Origin of the sequence: Streptomyces sp. MUM 203J (assembly GCF_022414595.1) — a bacterium.
In the GTDB taxonomy this organism is placed as follows: Bacteria; Actinomycetota; Actinomycetes; order Streptomycetales; family Streptomycetaceae; genus Streptomyces.
Genome location: NZ_JADWYO010000042.1, coordinates 1 through 15,631, shown reverse-complemented (window position 1 = coordinate 15,631; position 15,631 = coordinate 1). Strand labels below are relative to the sequence as shown.

Annotated in this window: 15 protein-coding genes; 8 read left to right on the top strand and 7 right to left on the bottom strand. The window is 72.3% G+C overall.

Annotated elements, in window-relative coordinates; genetic code table 11:
* Nucleotides 1-19: 19 nt before the first annotated feature.
* The gene (locus I3F58_RS20260; protein WP_240110071.1) at nucleotides 20-1,897 is read right to left on the bottom strand and encodes a CocE/NonD family hydrolase; all 1,878 of its coding nucleotides are present in this window, start codon (nucleotides 1,895-1,897) and stop codon (nucleotides 20-22) included.
* Nucleotides 1,898-2,147: 250 nt separating this feature from the next.
* Here I3F58_RS20260 and I3F58_RS20255 point away from each other — a divergent pair, with 250 nt between their 5' ends.
* The gene (locus I3F58_RS20255) at nucleotides 2,148-3,158 is read left to right on the top strand and encodes a polyprenyl synthetase family protein (protein WP_240110070.1); all 1,011 of its coding nucleotides are present in this window, start codon (nucleotides 2,148-2,150) and stop codon (nucleotides 3,156-3,158) included.
* A gap of 159 nt (nucleotides 3,159-3,317) precedes the next feature.
* The gene (locus tag I3F58_RS20250; RefSeq protein ID WP_240110069.1) at nucleotides 3,318-4,520 is read left to right on the top strand and encodes a sigma-E factor regulatory protein RseB domain-containing protein; all 1,203 of its coding nucleotides are present in this window, start codon (nucleotides 3,318-3,320) and stop codon (nucleotides 4,518-4,520) included.
* Between the two features lie 61 nt (nucleotides 4,521-4,581).
* Here the strand turns inward: I3F58_RS20250 and I3F58_RS20245 are convergent, their stop codons facing one another.
* Nucleotides 4,582-5,919 (bottom strand): M28 family metallopeptidase, encoded by a 1,338-nt coding sequence (locus I3F58_RS20245; RefSeq protein WP_240110068.1) that lies wholly within the window; start codon nucleotides 5,917-5,919, stop codon nucleotides 4,582-4,584.
* A gap of 497 nt (nucleotides 5,920-6,416) precedes the next feature.
* Nucleotides 6,417-6,872, bottom strand: coding sequence for a VOC family protein (locus I3F58_RS20240; protein WP_240110067.1), 456 nt, complete (start codon nucleotides 6,870-6,872; stop codon nucleotides 6,417-6,419).
* Nucleotides 6,873-6,893: 21 nt separating this feature from the next.
* Here I3F58_RS20240 and I3F58_RS20235 point away from each other — a divergent pair, with 21 nt between their 5' ends.
* Both I3F58_RS20235 and I3F58_RS20230 read left to right on the top strand, forming a co-directional pair.
* Entirely contained in the window at nucleotides 6,894-7,502 is a 609-nt protein-coding gene (locus tag I3F58_RS20235; protein WP_240110066.1) for an ABATE domain-containing protein, read from the top strand.
* Complete coding sequence (locus I3F58_RS20230; RefSeq protein WP_240110065.1) at nucleotides 7,502-7,909, top strand: SRPBCC domain-containing protein; 408 nt, start codon at nucleotides 7,502-7,504, stop codon at nucleotides 7,907-7,909. Before I3F58_RS20235 ends, I3F58_RS20230 begins: the two co-directional genes overlap by 1 nt.
* Here the strand turns inward: I3F58_RS20230 and rarD are convergent.
* Nucleotides 7,903-8,826 (bottom strand): EamA family transporter RarD, encoded by a 924-nt coding sequence (gene rarD, locus I3F58_RS20225; protein WP_240110096.1) that lies wholly within the window; start codon nucleotides 8,824-8,826, stop codon nucleotides 7,903-7,905. The genes I3F58_RS20230 and rarD overlap by 7 nt on opposite strands.
* Nucleotides 8,827-9,056: 230 nt before the next feature.
* Nucleotides 9,057-9,920, bottom strand: coding sequence for an NAD(P)H-binding protein (locus I3F58_RS20220; protein WP_240110064.1), 864 nt, complete (start codon nucleotides 9,918-9,920; stop codon nucleotides 9,057-9,059).
* Between the two features lie 143 nt (nucleotides 9,921-10,063).
* Here I3F58_RS20220 and I3F58_RS20215 point away from each other — a divergent pair, with 143 nt between their 5' ends.
* Entirely contained in the window at nucleotides 10,064-10,450 is a 387-nt protein-coding gene (locus I3F58_RS20215; RefSeq protein WP_240110063.1) for a helix-turn-helix domain-containing protein, read from the top strand.
* Between the two features lie 33 nt (nucleotides 10,451-10,483).
* Here I3F58_RS20215 and I3F58_RS20210 read toward each other — a convergent pair whose 3' ends face one another.
* A complete protein-coding gene (locus tag I3F58_RS20210) occupies nucleotides 10,484-11,536 on the bottom strand; it encodes a 2-oxoacid:ferredoxin oxidoreductase subunit beta (RefSeq protein WP_240110062.1) in 1,053 nt (350 codons plus the stop codon).
* Complete coding sequence (locus I3F58_RS20205; protein ID WP_240110061.1) at nucleotides 11,526-13,532, bottom strand: 2-oxoacid:acceptor oxidoreductase subunit alpha; 2,007 nt, start codon at nucleotides 13,530-13,532, stop codon at nucleotides 11,526-11,528. Before I3F58_RS20205 ends, I3F58_RS20210 begins: the two co-directional genes overlap by 11 nt.
* Before the next feature lie 388 nt (nucleotides 13,533-13,920).
* Here I3F58_RS20205 and I3F58_RS20200 point away from each other — a divergent pair, with 388 nt between their 5' ends.
* The 3 genes from I3F58_RS20200 to I3F58_RS20190 form a co-directional block, all read left to right on the top strand.
* Nucleotides 13,921-14,322 carry an NADH-quinone oxidoreductase subunit A gene (locus I3F58_RS20200; RefSeq protein WP_240110060.1) on the top strand — a complete coding sequence of 134 codons (402 nt, stop codon included), beginning with the start codon at nucleotides 13,921-13,923 and terminating at the stop codon, nucleotides 14,320-14,322.
* Nucleotides 14,313-14,972 (top strand): NADH-quinone oxidoreductase subunit B, encoded by a 660-nt coding sequence (locus I3F58_RS20195; RefSeq protein ID WP_240110059.1) that lies wholly within the window; start codon nucleotides 14,313-14,315, stop codon nucleotides 14,970-14,972. The genes I3F58_RS20200 and I3F58_RS20195 overlap by 10 nt, the downstream gene beginning before the upstream one ends.
* Nucleotides 14,969-15,631, top strand: a 663-nt coding sequence (locus tag I3F58_RS20190; protein WP_240110058.1) for an NADH-quinone oxidoreductase subunit C, incomplete at its 3' end; no start/stop codon positions are given. The genes I3F58_RS20195 and I3F58_RS20190, both read left to right, overlap by 4 nt.

Below are 15,631 nucleotides of genomic sequence, written 5' to 3'. Positions count from 1 at the left end.
CACGTGTGTGGGGGACACGTTACGGCCGGGGCAGGTGCTTCTCCCAGGTGTGGTGGAAGAGGACCTCGTCACCTTCCACGGCCCTGTCGACGCAGACCAGCTCGGTCCGGGCGAGCAGCCCGGCGCCGTCGGGGACGATCTCGGAGCGGACGTCGACCGTCGCGTTCCAGGGCGGGTCGAGGTCCGGCCGGTGCAGCCGTACGTGCCACTCGGTGCGCACGCGGGCGGAGGACGGCCCGGAACTGTCGATCTCGTACGTCTCCAGGGCGCGCTCGGTCAGTTCCAGGCCGTCCGGGTACGTCCGGAGGCTGCCGTGCTCGCCTGCGCACGGGTCGGTCTCCATCCGCCAGGCCTCGCGCGCGACGTCCCGTACGACGAGAAGGGGCGGCCGGCCGCCGTCCAGCATGGCGGGCACCGCGACGCCGAGCGGAGGGGCCTGCTCGGGCCCGGGGAAGCCGACCGCGGCGTCATGGGGCGCGGGGGCGCGCACGGGAAGGCGCAGGGAGCTGTCCGCCGGGTCGAGCGTGCAGCCCCGGCCCGCGTCCGGGAGCGGCCAGAGCCGGGGCCAGTACGCGGAGGAGACGGCGAGCCGGACCCGGTGGCCGGGCGGGAAGGCGTGCCCGGCGGCGCCCAGCTCGATCTCGTGCGTCCCAGGGGCGAGGGTGGCGGTGCCGCGGGTGACGAGCGTGGACGTCCCGTCGGGCGCGACGTCGCAGAGCCGGGCGGTGAGCCGCACGGCGGGGACGTCCGCCCGCACCGCGAGCCGGGCGGCCGGCCGCCCGAGGATCTCGACGGGCGGGCCGTCCGCCGGGACGGGCACGTCGAAGCACACCGACCGGGCGTCCTCCGCGCGCTGGTCGGGCGGCAGGTCCGCGTCCCCGCCGGCCGGCACGGGCCGCCCGCCGTCGAGCCCCGTGTGGAGCGGGGAGGACACGGGAACGGGGGCGCCCTCCAGGCGGTACGTGACGGGCGCGACATGCGGGGGCGGCCACGCGTCGTCGCCGCGCCATCCCCGGGTCCAGGACCGCAGCAGGGGCTCGTCCATGGCCCCGTTCCCCGCACCCTTCAGGTGGTGGTCCCACCAGCGCAGCGTCTCCTGCAGGAACCCGATCGCGGGGCCCGGCGGCACGTCCCGGTCCGGGTAGCAGCGCGGCCAGGGCCCGAGGATCCCGCGGACCAGGCCGCGTGGAAGGTGCCCGACCAGGCGCAGAACGGTGTCCCGCTCCGGGTCGTACCAGCCGCCGGCCGCGAGCACGGGAACCCGGACGTCCTCGTACGCGAGTGGCTCGGGCCCGGGCGGCCCGTCGTCCGCGAGCCCCTCCAGCCGCCCGGCCCACATCGCGCGCCAGCCCTCCCCGACGTACCGCGGGTCCGGCGGCCGGGCCACCCGCGCCAGCCGCTCGGCGACGGCGGTGACGGGCGGACCGAAGCCGCCGGATCCGTGCCCGTCCGAGCCGGAGACGGCCACCACGGCGCCGAGCCCCGGCGCGGTCCCCGGGGGCAGGGCGGCGAGCCGCAGGGCGAGGTCCGCGCCCGGGCCCAGCCCCACGGCTCCGACCCGTCCGGTGCACCACTCCTGCCGGGCGAGCCAGGCGACGACGGCCGCCGCGTCCGCGACGTCGCCTTCCGGCCGGGGCCGGCCCCCGCTGTTGCCGTGGCCGCGGACGTCGACCCGTACCGAGGCGTAGCCGCGGTCCGCGTACCAGGGGTGGCGCTGGGCGTCGCGCGGCGCCGTGCCGTCGGTGAGCCGCCCCGGGTCGTACTCCAGCAGCGCGGGGACGGGCTCGTCCGTCCGTGGCCGCCAAACGCGTGCGTAGAGGGACGTGCCGTCGGGGAGCGGGACGAGGACATCGCGCGTGTCGTGTGTGGCGCGCCCCTCGGGCAGAGCGTCGCGCATGGGCGGAACCTCCACTTCCGTACCCTCCCGGAGGCAGGTGATTCCCGGCCAGCCGGGGTGGGCGCGGCGATACCCTCAAATCAGACTATTCCGTGTCAATACACTGATCACGAACATACCGGGGGTGGCGGGAAGGTGCCCACGGCGATCCGAACGGGACCGGATACGCTGACGTGAGTGAATCCAGCGACACATCGACAATCCGTGCGAACGGTGAACGTGTGATCGTCAGCAGACAGGAGACCCCCTCGTGACCGCAGTCGGGCCCTTCGGGCTGAGCGTGCGGGACCAGGCTCTCGAAGCCGATGTCCAGACCGGATTGGCGGCGGTCGAGGCCGGGCTCCTCGATGCCACCAAGAGCGACGTGCCCTTCATCACGGAGGCGGCGCAGCACCTGGTACTGGCGGGCGGCAAACGGTTCCGGCCGCTGCTGGTGATGCTCGCGGCGCAGTTCGGGGACCCGGACGCGCCGGGGATCGTGCCCTCGGCCGTGGTGGTCGAGCTGACGCACCTGGCGACGCTGTACCACGACGACGTCATGGACGAGGCGGTCGTCCGGCGCGGGGTGCCCAGCGCGAACGCCCGCTGGGACAACTCCGTCGCCGTCCTGACGGGTGACTACCTCTTCTCGCGTGCCTCCCACATACTGGCGGATCTCGGACCGGAGGCGGTCCGCGTCCAGGCGGAGGCGTTCGAGCGGCTGGTGACCGGGCAGATCCTGGAGACAGCCGGCCCGCGCGACGGGGACGACCCGGTCGCCCACTACCTGGACGTGATCGCGGGCAAGACCGGCTCGCTGATCGCCGTGTCGGGCCGCTTCGGCGCGATGATGGCAGGCGCCGACGAGCGGTCCGTGGACGTCCTCACGCAGTACGGTGAACGGCTGGGCGTGGCGTTCCAGCTGGCCGACGACGTGCTGGACATCGCCTCGGACTCCCACGAGTCGGGCAAGACGCCCGGCACCGACCTGCGCGAGGGCATCGCCACCCTGCCGGTGCTCCATCTGCGGGCCCGGGCCGAGCAGCACGGGCGGCCCGAGGACCGGGAGCTGGTGGAGCTGCTGGAGGGCGATCTCTCGGACGACGCCCGGCACGCCGAGGTGCTGCGGCGGCTGCGCGCCCACCCGGCGCTGGAGCTGGCCCGCAGGGACACGGTGCGGTACGCGCAGGAGGCGCGGGCGATGCTGGCCCCGCTGCCGGAGGGATACGCCCGGGCGGCGCTGGAGGAGCTGTGCGACCTGGTGGTGCACCGGGCGGGCTGACGTACCCGCGGGCTGACCCGTTCCCGGGGACGTGCCGCATGGGGGAGACCCTGAGAGGGCGTCATCCCTGAGAGGTACGGGGAGTTGATCCCGTGGACTGACGCTTCCGCGGTGTGGCTTTGGTCGAATCGATACCACCACACCACGGAGGTAGCGCAGATGGAAGCGAACGACATCGCCGGTACGGCCACGGCGTCGCCCGTGCGTAGGAAGGCGGCGCGTTACGCGGTCCCGGTCGCGGTGGCGGGAGTGGCGGCGGCGACCATCGGGCTGGTCCCGGCGCTGGCCGCGGCCGGTGACCCCGACCTGCCCGGCATCACGGCACAGGAGCTGATCGAGAAGATCGCCGCGTCGGACACCGAGCGGCTGTCCGGCACGGTCCAGGTCAGCACGGACCTCGGTCTCCCGTCGATCGCCGGGCTCGGGGACCTGATGGGCGACGCCGGGGCGGCGAAGGACGCGGACGCGAAGCTCATGGAGCTGGCGTCCGGCACACACACCCTGCGGGTCGCGGCCGACGGTCCGGACAGGGCGCGGCTGACGGTGCAGGACGGAGAGCAGGAGTACACGGTCGTCCGCAACGGCGGCGAGACCTGGACGTACGACAGCGGCTCCAACGAGGTCCTGCACGCGAAGGACGAGGACTACGAGGCGCCGGAGGGCGGCGCTGACGCGCCCCCGGTCACCCCCGGGGAGCTGGCCGAGCAGGCGCTGGAGCTGGCCGACGACACGTCGACGTCGGTGACCGTCGACGGCACCGCCCGGATCGCCGGCCGGGACGCGTACCAGCTGGTCATCAAGCCGAAGCAGAGCGGCTCGACGATCGGCTCGGTCAAGGTCGCGGTGGACGCGGAGAACGGCGTTCCGCTGAAGTTCACCCTCACCCCGAGCAGCGGCGGCAAGGCAGCGGTGGACGCGGGCTTCACGAAGGTCGACTTCGCGAAGCCGGCGGCGGAGAACTTCACCTTCACCCCGCCGAAGGGCGCGAAGGTGACGGAGGCGGACGAGGAGTTCACCGACGAGGACGTCAAGGACCTGGAGAAGAAGTTCGACGCCGGGAACCTGGAGGACATCAGGTCCGGGGAGGACTTCCCCGGCCCGAACGTCATCGGCGAGGGCTGGACGGCCGTCCTCGAACTGCCGGGCGGCGGCCCGGCCGCCGGGGAGTCCGACGGTGGAATCCCGCCGGAGGCCGAGCAGTTCCTCGGCGCCCTGGGCGACAAGGTGAGCGGCGGGTTCGGCTCGGGCACGGTCTTCAAGACCCGGCTGGTGAACGCCCTGATGACGGACGACGGCAGGGTCTACGTCGGCGCGGTCACCGAGAAGGCACTGATGGACGCGGCGGACAGGGCCGCGAAGTAGGAGCGAGGGGGCCGCGCCCCGTCAGGGCGCGGCCCCACCGGCCCACGCGGGCCCGGGACGCTCAGAAGGTCAGCTTGAAGCTGTTGATGTACCCGGTGTCGTAGCGGGCGGTGTCCTGGACGCGGAGCCGCCAGGTGCCGTTTGCGGTCTCGCCGGACGCGTCGACGGTGTACGTCTCGCGGACGTTGTCCGCGGAGTCGCCGCCGCTGGCGTTCTTGAGCCGGTACGTACGGCCGCTCGGGCCGACCAGGTCGACGACCAGGTCGCCGCGCCAGGTGTGGACGATGTCCACGCCGACCCGGAGGGCGGACGGGGCGTTGCCGGAACGCCCGGATACGGTGATGTCGGAGTGGACGGCGGCGCCGTTGTCCGGGACGGAGACGTCGTCGGTGTTCTCGTAGGTGTCGCCGGTGGGCGGCTCCGTGGTGTCCCCGGAGGACAGCTCCCAGACGGCGTACGCGAGGGCGTCGCTGTTCCGGTCGAGCGCGGTGTCGTTGATGTTGGACGTGGTGTCGCAGGACGAGTGGTAGCAGCGGTCGAAGGACTGCCCGGCCGTGCCGCCCCACTTCCGGGCCTGGGCGGTGGTCTTCGTACGCCCGGCGCCGGTGAAGAGCCCGCCGACGGGGATGCCGACGTTCTTGAACGAGGCGTGGTCGGAGCGCCCGTCTCCTTCGGTTTCGATCTCGGTGGGAACACCGAGCCCGGCGAAGTAGTCCTTGAACGTCTTCTCCAGGGTCGGGTCGTCGTCGTAGACGAAGTACCCGGCGTTGGGCGACCCGACCATGTCGAGGTTGAGGTACCCGGAGACCTTGGCGCGCTCGGCGCCCGACAGGTTGGCGACGTAGTAGCGGGACCCGACCAGTCCGAGTTCCTCGGCGCCCCACCAGGCGAACCGCAGGTGCTTGTCGGGCTTGAGGTCGGCGCGGGCGACGGCCAGCGCGGTTTCGAGCACGGCCGCCGAGCCGGACCCGTTGTCGTTGATCCCGGCGCCGGACGAGACCGAGTCCAGGTGAGCCCCGGCCATCAGCACCTGGTCGGAGTCGCCGCCGGGCCAGTCGGCGATCAGGTTGTAGCCGGTGGAACCGCTGCTGGTGAACTGCTGGATGCGGGTGGTGTACCCGGCGGCGTCCAGCTTGCCCTTCACGTAGTCGAGCGAGGCCCGGTAACCGGACCGGCCGTGGGCGCGGTTGCCGCCGTTGGCGTTGGCGATGGACTGCAGCTGGTTGAGATGCGCCTTGACGTTGGCGAGCGGGATGTCGGGCGCCGCGACGGTGCCCGCGGCGGGTGCCGCACTGACGGCGGGGGCCGTGCTGCCGAGCAGCGAGCCTACGGCGACGACGACGGCCGCGGCGGTGGCGGACCGGCGTCTGGGGGATATGGGGAACGCGAGGATCCTCATGTGGGGGGCTCCGATTCCGTACGGGGATTGGGACGGAACGTGCGAGCGCCCCGCTTCGGCGGTGGAGCGGGGCGTTGGAGCTGTTGTTGGTGCGCGTGCTGAATGTTCAGTGACGTCCTGATGAACCGTCAAGAGTAAAAACCGGACAGCCGTGTTCGGATAGCGAACCGGGGTCCTGCGGCTTCGCCTCGGTCGGCTGAGCGGGCAGGCCGGCGGCCATGCGGACGCCGGGCCGGGAGGGCATGGCCGAACTCGTCCCGGGCGGGGTCCACGGCGCCTTCCGCGGCTGCTGGACCGTCTGATCGCCTTCGCCCCGCATGTGCTGGCGGCGATGACCGGAGGGTTCGCGCTGTGGCAGCAGCTGAAGGGCACCGGGGCGGACGAGGCGGAGCCTGACGCGCGGACCGGCCGGGCGGCGCCCGGGCGGCCGGAGGAGGGGCGTGGCGGTGAGTGCGTCGGTCCGGGGCCCGGGTGTCACGGGCGGTGGTCCCCGGCGCTCAGTGCACGCAGTACTCGTTGCCCTCCGGGTCGGCCATGACGGCCCACGCGCCCCCGGGCCCCTTCACCTGCCGGAGCACCGTCGCGCCCAGGCCCTCCAGCCGCGCGACCTCGGCGTCCCGGTCGCGGTCGGGGGTGGCGTGGATGTCCAGGTGCAGGCGGTTCTTGCCGGTCCCGGGCTCGGGGACGCGCTGGAACAGCAGCCGTCGGCCGTGGCCCGTGCCGGTCTCCGGGTCGTACGGGTCATCCGGGTGCCGGACGGCGGCCAGGTCCCGGAACGCGGGCCCCCGCGAGGTCTGAACGGTCTGGTCGGGCTTCACGTGCCCGTGTGCCAGCAGTCGCTCGACGAGCGCGCTGTTGTCCTCGGCCTCATAGCCCAGCGCCGACGCCCAGAAGGCCGCCTGGGCGTGCGGATCGTTCGCGTCGAGCACAAGCTTCCAGTGGAGTGCGGTCATGTAACTGTTTATATTGGTTACATGACCGAGCCCGCAACAGGTCTGACCCTGAGCACGCCGGAAGGCCGTACCTACCGCTTCGACCCGGGCGCCCTGTGCCTGGAGCTGCTCACCACGGGCGGCCCCGGCCTCCTGGCCCGGTACGAGGTGCTCGACGAGGCGGCCGGGCTGCAAGCCTGGGTGGCCGCCAGCCGCCTCGACCCCGGGCTGCGGCTCACCGTCGGTCAGGCGGGCCTCGCCCCCGTACGGGAACTGCGCGACGCGCTGCACGGGATGGCCGCGGCGCGGGCGCACGCCAGGCCCCTGGACCCCGCCCAGGTGGCGGTGGTGAACGCGGCGGCCGACGCGCCGCCCCTGGCTGTGCGCATGACTCCCGGCGGGCACCGGGAGTGGGCGCCCGGGGCCACCGTCGCCCAGCTCGTCTCGACGGTCGCGCGTGACGCCGTGGACCTGTTCACCGGCCCGTACGCGCATCGCGTCCGCGAGTGCGGCGCCCACGACTGCTACCTGCTGTTCGTCGACACGTCCCGCCCGGGCCGCCGCCGCTGGTGCGCGATGGAGCGGTGCGGCAACCGGCACAAGGTGCGGACCCACCGGGCTCGTACGGACATGAAGGAGGAGGGGGTCTGATGCCCACCGGACTGACCAGGGACGCCGGGTGGCAGATCGGTGTCTCGCGGACCCTGCCGCTCCCCGTCGGCGCCGTATGGGCGTTCGTCGCCGGGCCTGAAGGCACCGCCCTCTGGCTCGGCACCGACCGGCCCCTCCCGGTCGAGCGGGGCGCGTCGTACGAGACGGCCGACGGGGTCCGCGGCGAGATCCGCAGCCATCGGCCCGGCGACCGTGTCCGGCTCACGTACGGCGACACGACCGTCCAGGTCGCCGTCTCCCCGGCCGCCGACCCCGGCAGGGCGGTCCTCCGCTTCCACCAGGAGCACCTCGCGAGCGCCGAGGAGCGTGAGCGGCGCCGCGACCACTGGCGCGCGGTCATGGACCGGGTGGAGGCGGCACTGCTTCCCGGGGGGACCCGTCAGTGACGCTCCGCCGCCGTGGCGGGAACCCGCTCTGACGGAGCCTCACGGCCGGAGGCGGCGGCCTCCGCCGCCAGCCGCAGTGCCTGGGCCCGGGTCCGCCGTGCCGTCCGCAACGCGTCCCAGGTCAGGACGGTCAGCGCCAGCCACACGAGCCCGAAGCCCGCCCACCGCTCCGGCGGCATCGCCTCACGGAAGTACACGACACCCAGCAGGAACTGGAACACCGGCGCCAGGTACTGCAGCAGCCCGAGCGTCGACAGCGGTACCCGGATCGCCGCCGCCCCGAAGCACACCAGCGGCAGGGCCGTGACCAGGCCCGCCGACGCCAGCAGCGCCATGTGCTCCGCCCCGTGCGCGCCGAACGCGAGCGACCCGCTCGACCCCAGCCACAGCAGATAGGCCAGGGCGGGAAGGAACTGGATCGCGGTCTCGGCGGCCAGCGACTCCAGTCCGCCCAGGTCCACCTTCTTCTTCACCAGCCCGTACACCGCGAAGGAGAACGCCAGCACCAGCGAGATCCACGGCGGGCGCCCGTACCCGAAGGCCAGCACCAGCACCGCCGTGAGGCCGATCCCGACCGCCGCCCACTGTGCGGGCCGCAGCCGTTCCTTCAGGAGCAGGACGCCCATGGCGATGGTGACCAGTGGGTTGATGAAGTAGCCGAGCGAGGCCTCGACGACATGGCCCGCGTTCACGGACCAGATGTAGAGGCCCCAGTTGACGGTGATCACGGCCGCCGCGACCGTGATCATGCCGAGCTTGCGGGGCTGCCGCAGCAGCCCGGGTATCCACCCCCAGCGGCGCAGCGCCAGCAGGGCCAGCGCGACGACCGCGAGGGACCAGACCATCCGGTGCGCGAGGATCTCCACCGCGGTCGCCGGTTGCAGCAGGGGCCAGTACAGCGGGACCAGGCCCCACATGCCGTACGCCCCGATCCCGTACAGGAACCCGGCCTTCCGGTCGAGCCTCTGCTGTGCGTCGAGCCCCGTCTGCCTCGCGTCGGGCCCTGTCGCCAGACCGCCCTCGCCGCCGCCCCTGCCCGCCACCCGGCACCTGCCTTTCCCGTCACGCCTGTTCGGACGAAGGTAGCGCCGCACGGGGCGGGATGTCATGCCCGTATCGCCATACGGTCATGACTGGCGAAGGGGTGTCACCGCGCGCGCAGCGCCTCCGTCACGCTCTGCGCCAGCGGCGTCGTCGGGCGGCCGATGAGTCGCGCCAGGTCACCGCCGGTCGCGGCCAGCCGCCCGCGCGCGATGGCGGCGTCGACGTCGACGAGGAGCGCCGCGAACGGCTCCGGCACGCCCGCGCCGGTGAGGATGTCCAGGTGCTTCTCGGCGGGAACCTCGCCGTAAGTGATGGACTCGCCGGTCTGCCGGGCCAGCTCGGCCGCGTACTCCGCGAACGACCATGCGGTGTCGCCGCTCAGCTCGTACGTCTTCCCGAGGTGCCCGTCCCGGGTCAGTACGGCGGCCGCCGCGGCGGCGTAGTCGGCGCGGGCGGCGGAGGCGACCCGGCCCTCTCCCGCGCTGCCGACGACCGTGCCGTGCGCCAGCACCGGTGCCAGGTTCTCGGTGTAGTTCTCCGTGTACCAGCCGTTGCGCAGCAGCGTGTAGGGCAGGCCCGAGGCGAGGATCGCCCGCTCCGTCTCCTGGTGCTCGGCTGCCAGGTCGAAGTCGGCCTCGGGGCCGCCGAGGATGCTCGTGTAGGCGAGCTGGGCGACGCCCGCGGCCTTCGCCGCCGCGATCACGGCCTGGTGCTGCGGCACCCGTCGGCCGACCTCGCTGCCCGAGACCAGCAGCACCCTGTCGCCCGCGGCGAAGGCGTCGGCCAGGGTCTCCGGCCGGCTGTAGTCGGCCACGCGCAGCTCGATCCCGCGCTCCGCGAGGTCCGCGGCCCTGGCCTTGTCGCGGACGACGGCGGCGACGGCCGCGGGCGGAGTGCCGCCGGCCAGCAGGGTGTCGATGACGAGGCGGCCGAGGCGGCCGGTGGCTCCGGTGACGACGATGCTCATGGGTTCTCCAGTGTGTGGGTGATCCGCCGGGACGGGGGTCTGCCGGGACAGGCGTTCGCCCGGACGGGGTTCTGCCGGGTGACACCCACGCTAAGCACAGCGCTAACTATTGGTAAGTACCCACTTTGAAGTAAGGTACTGGTATGTCGGTAAGTGCCACCGCCTCGGTCCGGCCCGATGTCAACGCCACCGGGTGCCCCTCCCGCCTCGTTCTGGAGCACGTCACCAGCCGCTGGGGTGTCCTCGTCCTCGCCGCGCTGCGGGAGCGCACCCACCGCTTCAGCGAGCTGCGCCGCACCATCGGCGGGGTCAGCGAGAAGATGCTGGCCCAGACCCTCCGGACCCTGGAGCGCGACGGCTTCGTCCACCGTGACGCCCACCCCGTGATCCCGCCCCGCGTCGACTACTCGCTCACGGGCCTCGGCCGCGAGGCCGCGGAACAGGTCTGGGCCCTGGCCCGCTGGTCCGAGCGCCGCCTGGACGCGGTGCAGGAGGCGCGCCGCGCATACGACGGGGCCCGGTCCTCCTGAGAGAACCGGGCCCCGCGCACACCGGGAGAACCGTCAGCCGACGACCGTCCACGTGTCGCCGCCCGCCAGCAGCGCCGCCAGGTCGCCCTTGCCGCGCTGTTCGACGGCCATGTCGAGCTGCTCGGCCATCATCGTGTCGTACACGGGCCGCTCGACGCTCCGGAAGACACCGATCGGCGTCTGGTGCAGCGTGTCCGGGTCCGCGAGCCGCGACAGTGCGAAGGCGTTGGTCGGGGACGCGGCGTGCGCGTCGTGCACCAGCACCCGGGCCTCGTTCTCGGGCGTGACGTCGACGACCTTCAGGTCGCCCGTCGCCTGGTCCCGCACGACTCCCTTGGCGCCGCCGACGCCGAAGCGGACCGGCTGCCCGTGCTCCAGCCGGATGACCGCCTGCTCGGCCTGCTCCCTGTCCTTGAGGACCTCGAAGGCGCCGTCGTTGAAGATGTTGCAGTTCTGGTAGATCTCCACCAGCGCGGTGCCCGGGTGGTCGGCGGCCTGCCTCAGCACCTCGGTGAGGTGCTTGCGGTCCGAGTCCACGGTCCGCGCGACGAACGTCGCCTCCGCGCCCAGCGCGAGCGAGACCGGGTTGAAGGGGGCGTCCAGCGAGCCCATCGGCGTCGACTTGGTGACCTTGCCGACCTCGGAGGTCGGGGAGTACTGGCCCTTGGTCAGCCCGTAGATCCGGTTGTTGAACAGAAGGATCTTGAGGTTGACGTTGCGTCGCAGTGCGTGGACGAGGTGGTTGCCGCCGATGGACAGCGCGTCGCCGTCACCGGTGACCACCCACACCGACAGATCGCGGCGCGAGGCGGCCAGGCCGGTCGCGATGGCCGGGGCACGGCCGTGGATGGAGTGCATCCCGTAGGTGTTCATGTAGTACGGGAAGCGGGAGGAGCAGCCGATGCCGGAGACGAAGACGATGTTCTCCTTCGCCAGGCCCAGCTCGGGCATGAAGCCCTGGACGGCGGCGAGGACCGCGTAGTCGCCGCAGCCGGGGCACCAGCGCACCTCCTGGTCGGACTTGAAGTCCTTCATGGACTGCTTGCCCTCGGCCTTGGGCACCAGGGTCAGGGCGTCACCGCGCATCGATGGTCTCCTTCAGGGCCGCTGCCAGCTGCTCCGCCTTGAACGGCATGCCGTTGATCTGGGTGTGGCTGTGTGCGTCGACCAGGTAGCGGGCGCGGATGAGCGTGGCGAGCTGGCCCATGTTCATCTCGGGCACGACGACCTTCTCGTACCGTCCCAGGACCTCGCCGAGATTCGCGGGGAACGGGTTGAGGTGGCGCAGGTGCGCCTGCGCGATCCTCTCGCCCGCGCGGCGCAGCCGGCGCACGGCGGCGGTGATCGGCCCGTACGTGGAGCCCCAGCCCAGGACCAGGGTGCTCGCCCCGTCCTCGTGGTCGACCTGAAGCTCCGGCACCGTGACACCGTCGACCTTGGCCTGCCGGGTGCGGACCATCAGGTCGTGGTTGGCCGGGTCGTAGGAGATGTTGCCCGTGCCGTCCTGCTTCTCGATGCCGCCGATCCGGTGTTCGAGCCCCGGAGTGCCGGGCAGCGCCCACGGGCGGGCCAGAGTCTCCGGGTCGCGCTTGTACGGCCAGAAGACCTCGGTGCCGTCATCGAGGGTGTGGTTCGGGCCGGTCGCGAAGGTGACCGACAGGTCCGGCAGCTCCTCCAGGTCCGGGATGCGCCACGGCTCGGAGCCGTTCGCCAGATAGCCGTCCGACAGGAGGAACACCGGCGTCCGGTGGGTGAGCGCAATCCGTGCCGCCTCCAGGGCCGCGTCGAAGCAGTCCGCGGGGGTCTTCGGTGCCACGATCGGCACCGGGGCCTCGCCGTTCCTGCCGTACATCGCCTGGAGCAGGTCGGCCTGCTCGGTCTTGGTCGGAAGGCCGGTCGACGGCCCTCCGCGCTGGATGTCCACGATCAGCAGCGGCAGCTCCAGGGACACGGCGAGCCCGATCGTCTCGCTCTTGAGCGCCACGCCCGGCCCGGAGGTCGTGGTCACGGCCAGCGAACCGCCGAAGGCCGCGCCCAGGGCGGCACCGATCCCGGCGATCTCGTCCTCCGCCTGGAAGGTCCGCACCCCGAAGTTCTTGTGCCTGCTCAGCTCGTGCAGGATGTCGGAGGCCGGGGTGATCGGATACGAGCCGAGGAACAGCGGCAGGTCCGCCTGGCGGGACGCGGCGATCAGCCCGTAGGACAGGGCCAGGTTGCCGGAGATGTTGCGGTACGTACCGGCCGGGAACGCGGAGGTCGCCGGGGCCACCTCGTAACTGACGGCGAAGTCCTCCGTCGTCTCCCCGAAGTTCCAGCCCGCCCGGAACGCCGCCACGTTCGCTTCGGCGATCTGCGGCTTCTTCGCGAACTTCTGCCGCAGGAACCGCTCGGTGCCCTCGGTCGGCCGGTGGTACATCCAGCTGAGCAGGCCCAGCGCGAACATGTTCTTGCTGCGCTCGGCCTCCTTGCGGGACAGGCCGAACTCCTTCAGCGCCTCGATCGTCAGCGTCGTCAGCGGCACCCGGTGGACGCGGTAGGCGTCCAGCGAGCCGTCCTCCAGCGGATCCGTGGCGTAGCCGACCTTCGCCATCGCCCGCTTGGCGAACTCGTCCGTGTTGACGATGATCTCGCCCCCGCGCGGAACATCACCGACGTTCGCCTTCAGGGCCGCCGGGTTCATCGCGACCAGCACGTTCGGAGCGTCGCCCGGAGTGAGGATGTCGTGGTCCGCGAAGTGCAGCTGGAACGACGACACGCCGGGGAGGGTGCCGGCGGGGGCCCGGATCTCGGCAGGGAAGTTCGGCAGCGTCGACAGGTCGTTGCCGAAGGACGCCGTCTCGGAGGTGAAACGGTCACCTGTGAGCTGCATACCGTCACCCGAGTCGCCCGCGAAACGGATGATCACGCGGTCGAGGTGGCGGATTTTCTTCTTGTCGGAGGCGATGCCGGACGCGGTCTCGGACGTGTCGTCCGGGGGCGCGGGCGCGGCGCGCTGCTCCCCGACGGCGCCGGCTGCCTCCTCGGCCGTCGTCGACTCGCTCTCACCTGTCTGCTCGGCCGGGCTACTGACCTGGCTGGTCACTGAACTGGACCTCCCTTGAGACAAGGGGTCTCTCCGCCGCCGGCGGGAGAAACCTCGGAAGACGGCCGGACGACCGGTCGCCCCAAGGCCCACCCTACGTCGGTAAGGGTCCCCTTCCTTAAGTGACTCATATGCTGGACGTCTGTCTGAGACGGCCCTTTGTCCTGAAACATCATGCTTCTCCACCCCCGTCATCCGGCCGGAACGGCACTCCCGGGACTGCCGGGACCTTCTCCGGCCACCCCGGAGCCGAGTACCCGCTCTTGATCTATTTCACGCGGCGGGCCGGGCCACCCGGTTTCCGGTCGGTGACACGGCTGGTCACGAGCGCTTTCCCAGGGCCTAGACTCCCTCCGGACAGCGGCAGCAGGGAAGAGAGGAATGGGACGTGCCGGAACGCGCGGAACACGCTGTGCTCGCGGCCGACTACTTCCAGAGCTACTCGGTCGTCGGACTCCTCGCCGTCATCGGCGTGCTCTTCGTCGCCGTCGCCTTCGCGGCCGGACGGCTGCTGCGCCCCGTCGTGCCCACGCGGGAGAAGATGCTCACGTACGAGTGCGGCGTCGACCCGGTCGGGGAGGGCTGGGCCCACACCCAGGTCCGCTACTACGTCTACGCGTTCCTGTACGTGATCTTCGCGGTCGACTCGATCTTCCTGTTCCCCTGGGCGACGGTGTTCGCCGTCGCCGGGTACGGCGCGACCACGCTCGTCGAGATGTTCATCTTCCTCGGCTTCCTGGCCGTCGGTCTGCTGTACGCGTACAAGAAGGGCGTCCTGACATGGACGTGACCCCCTCCGCCTCCGGGCCCTCCGCCCCCGGGACCGAACCGGTGCTGCTGCCCGAGCCGAAGAAGCTGGGCGTGCTGTCGCGGCTGGCGCCCGAGCCGATGAAGGTGATCCTCAACTGGGGACGCCGCTACAGCCTGTGGGTCTTCAACTTCGGGCTGGCCTGCTGCGCCATCGAGTTCATCGCCGCGTCGATGGCCCGGCACGACTTCATCCGGCTGGGCGTGATCCCCTTCGCGCCCGGGCCGCGCCAGGCCGACCTGATGGTGGTCTCCGGCACGGTCACCGACAAGATGGCACCCGCGGTGAAGCGGCTGTACGAGCAGATGCCGGAGCCCAAGTACGTCATCTCCTTCGGCGCCTGCTCGAACTGCGGCGGGCCGTACTGGGACTCGTACTCCGTCACCAAGGGCGTCGACCAGATCATCCCCGTCGACGTGTACGTGCCGGGGTGCCCGCCCCGGCCCGAGGCGCTGCTCCAGGGCATCCTGAAGCTCCAGGAGAAGATCGCCCGCGAGTCGCTGCACCAGCGGTACGGGCAGGAGGGCGCCGCACGGCCCTCGCCCGCCGCCCTGCGGAGCGGCCTGGTGACGCCGCCGCCCGCGGCCGCCGCCTCGGAGGAGACCCCGCCCCAGGGAGGCGACCGGGTATGAACACGCACCCCTACGACACCCTCCCCGAAGCGGTCACCGAGATCTTCGGTGCGGAGGCCACCGCCGGGCGCACCTACGACCTGCTGACCGTGGACGTCCCGGCCGGCGCCTGGATCTCCGCGCTCGAGATCGCCCGCGACAAGCTGGGCTGCACCTACTTCGACTGGCTGAGCGCGGTCGACGAGCCGGAGACCGGCTTCCGGGTCTGCGCCCACGTCGTGGCCCTGGAGGGCCGCCGGGTGCGGCGGCTGCTGCTCCGTACGACGGTCCCGCACGCCGCCCCCGCACTCCCCACGGCCGTGGAGGTGTACGCGGGCGCCGCCTGGCACGAGCGCGAGACCCACGAGATGTTCGGCGTGACCTTCGAGGGCCACCCGAACCCCGCGCACCTGTTGCTTCCCGAGACCTTCGAAGGACACCCCCTGCGCAAGGACTTCGTGCTGGCCGCGCGGGTGGCCAAGGCGTGGCCGGGTGCGAAGGAGCCGGGGGAGCCCGAGCACGGCGGGCCCAGGCGGCGCCAGATGCTGCCGCCCGGTGTGCCCGATCCCAACGAGTGGGGCCCCCTCAAGGGCCAGCTTCCGCCCGCCCCCGCCCGCCCGGCCCGGGGCGCCCGTGCGGCGGGCGCCGGTGCGGGTGCGGGTGCGGGTGCGGGTGCGGGG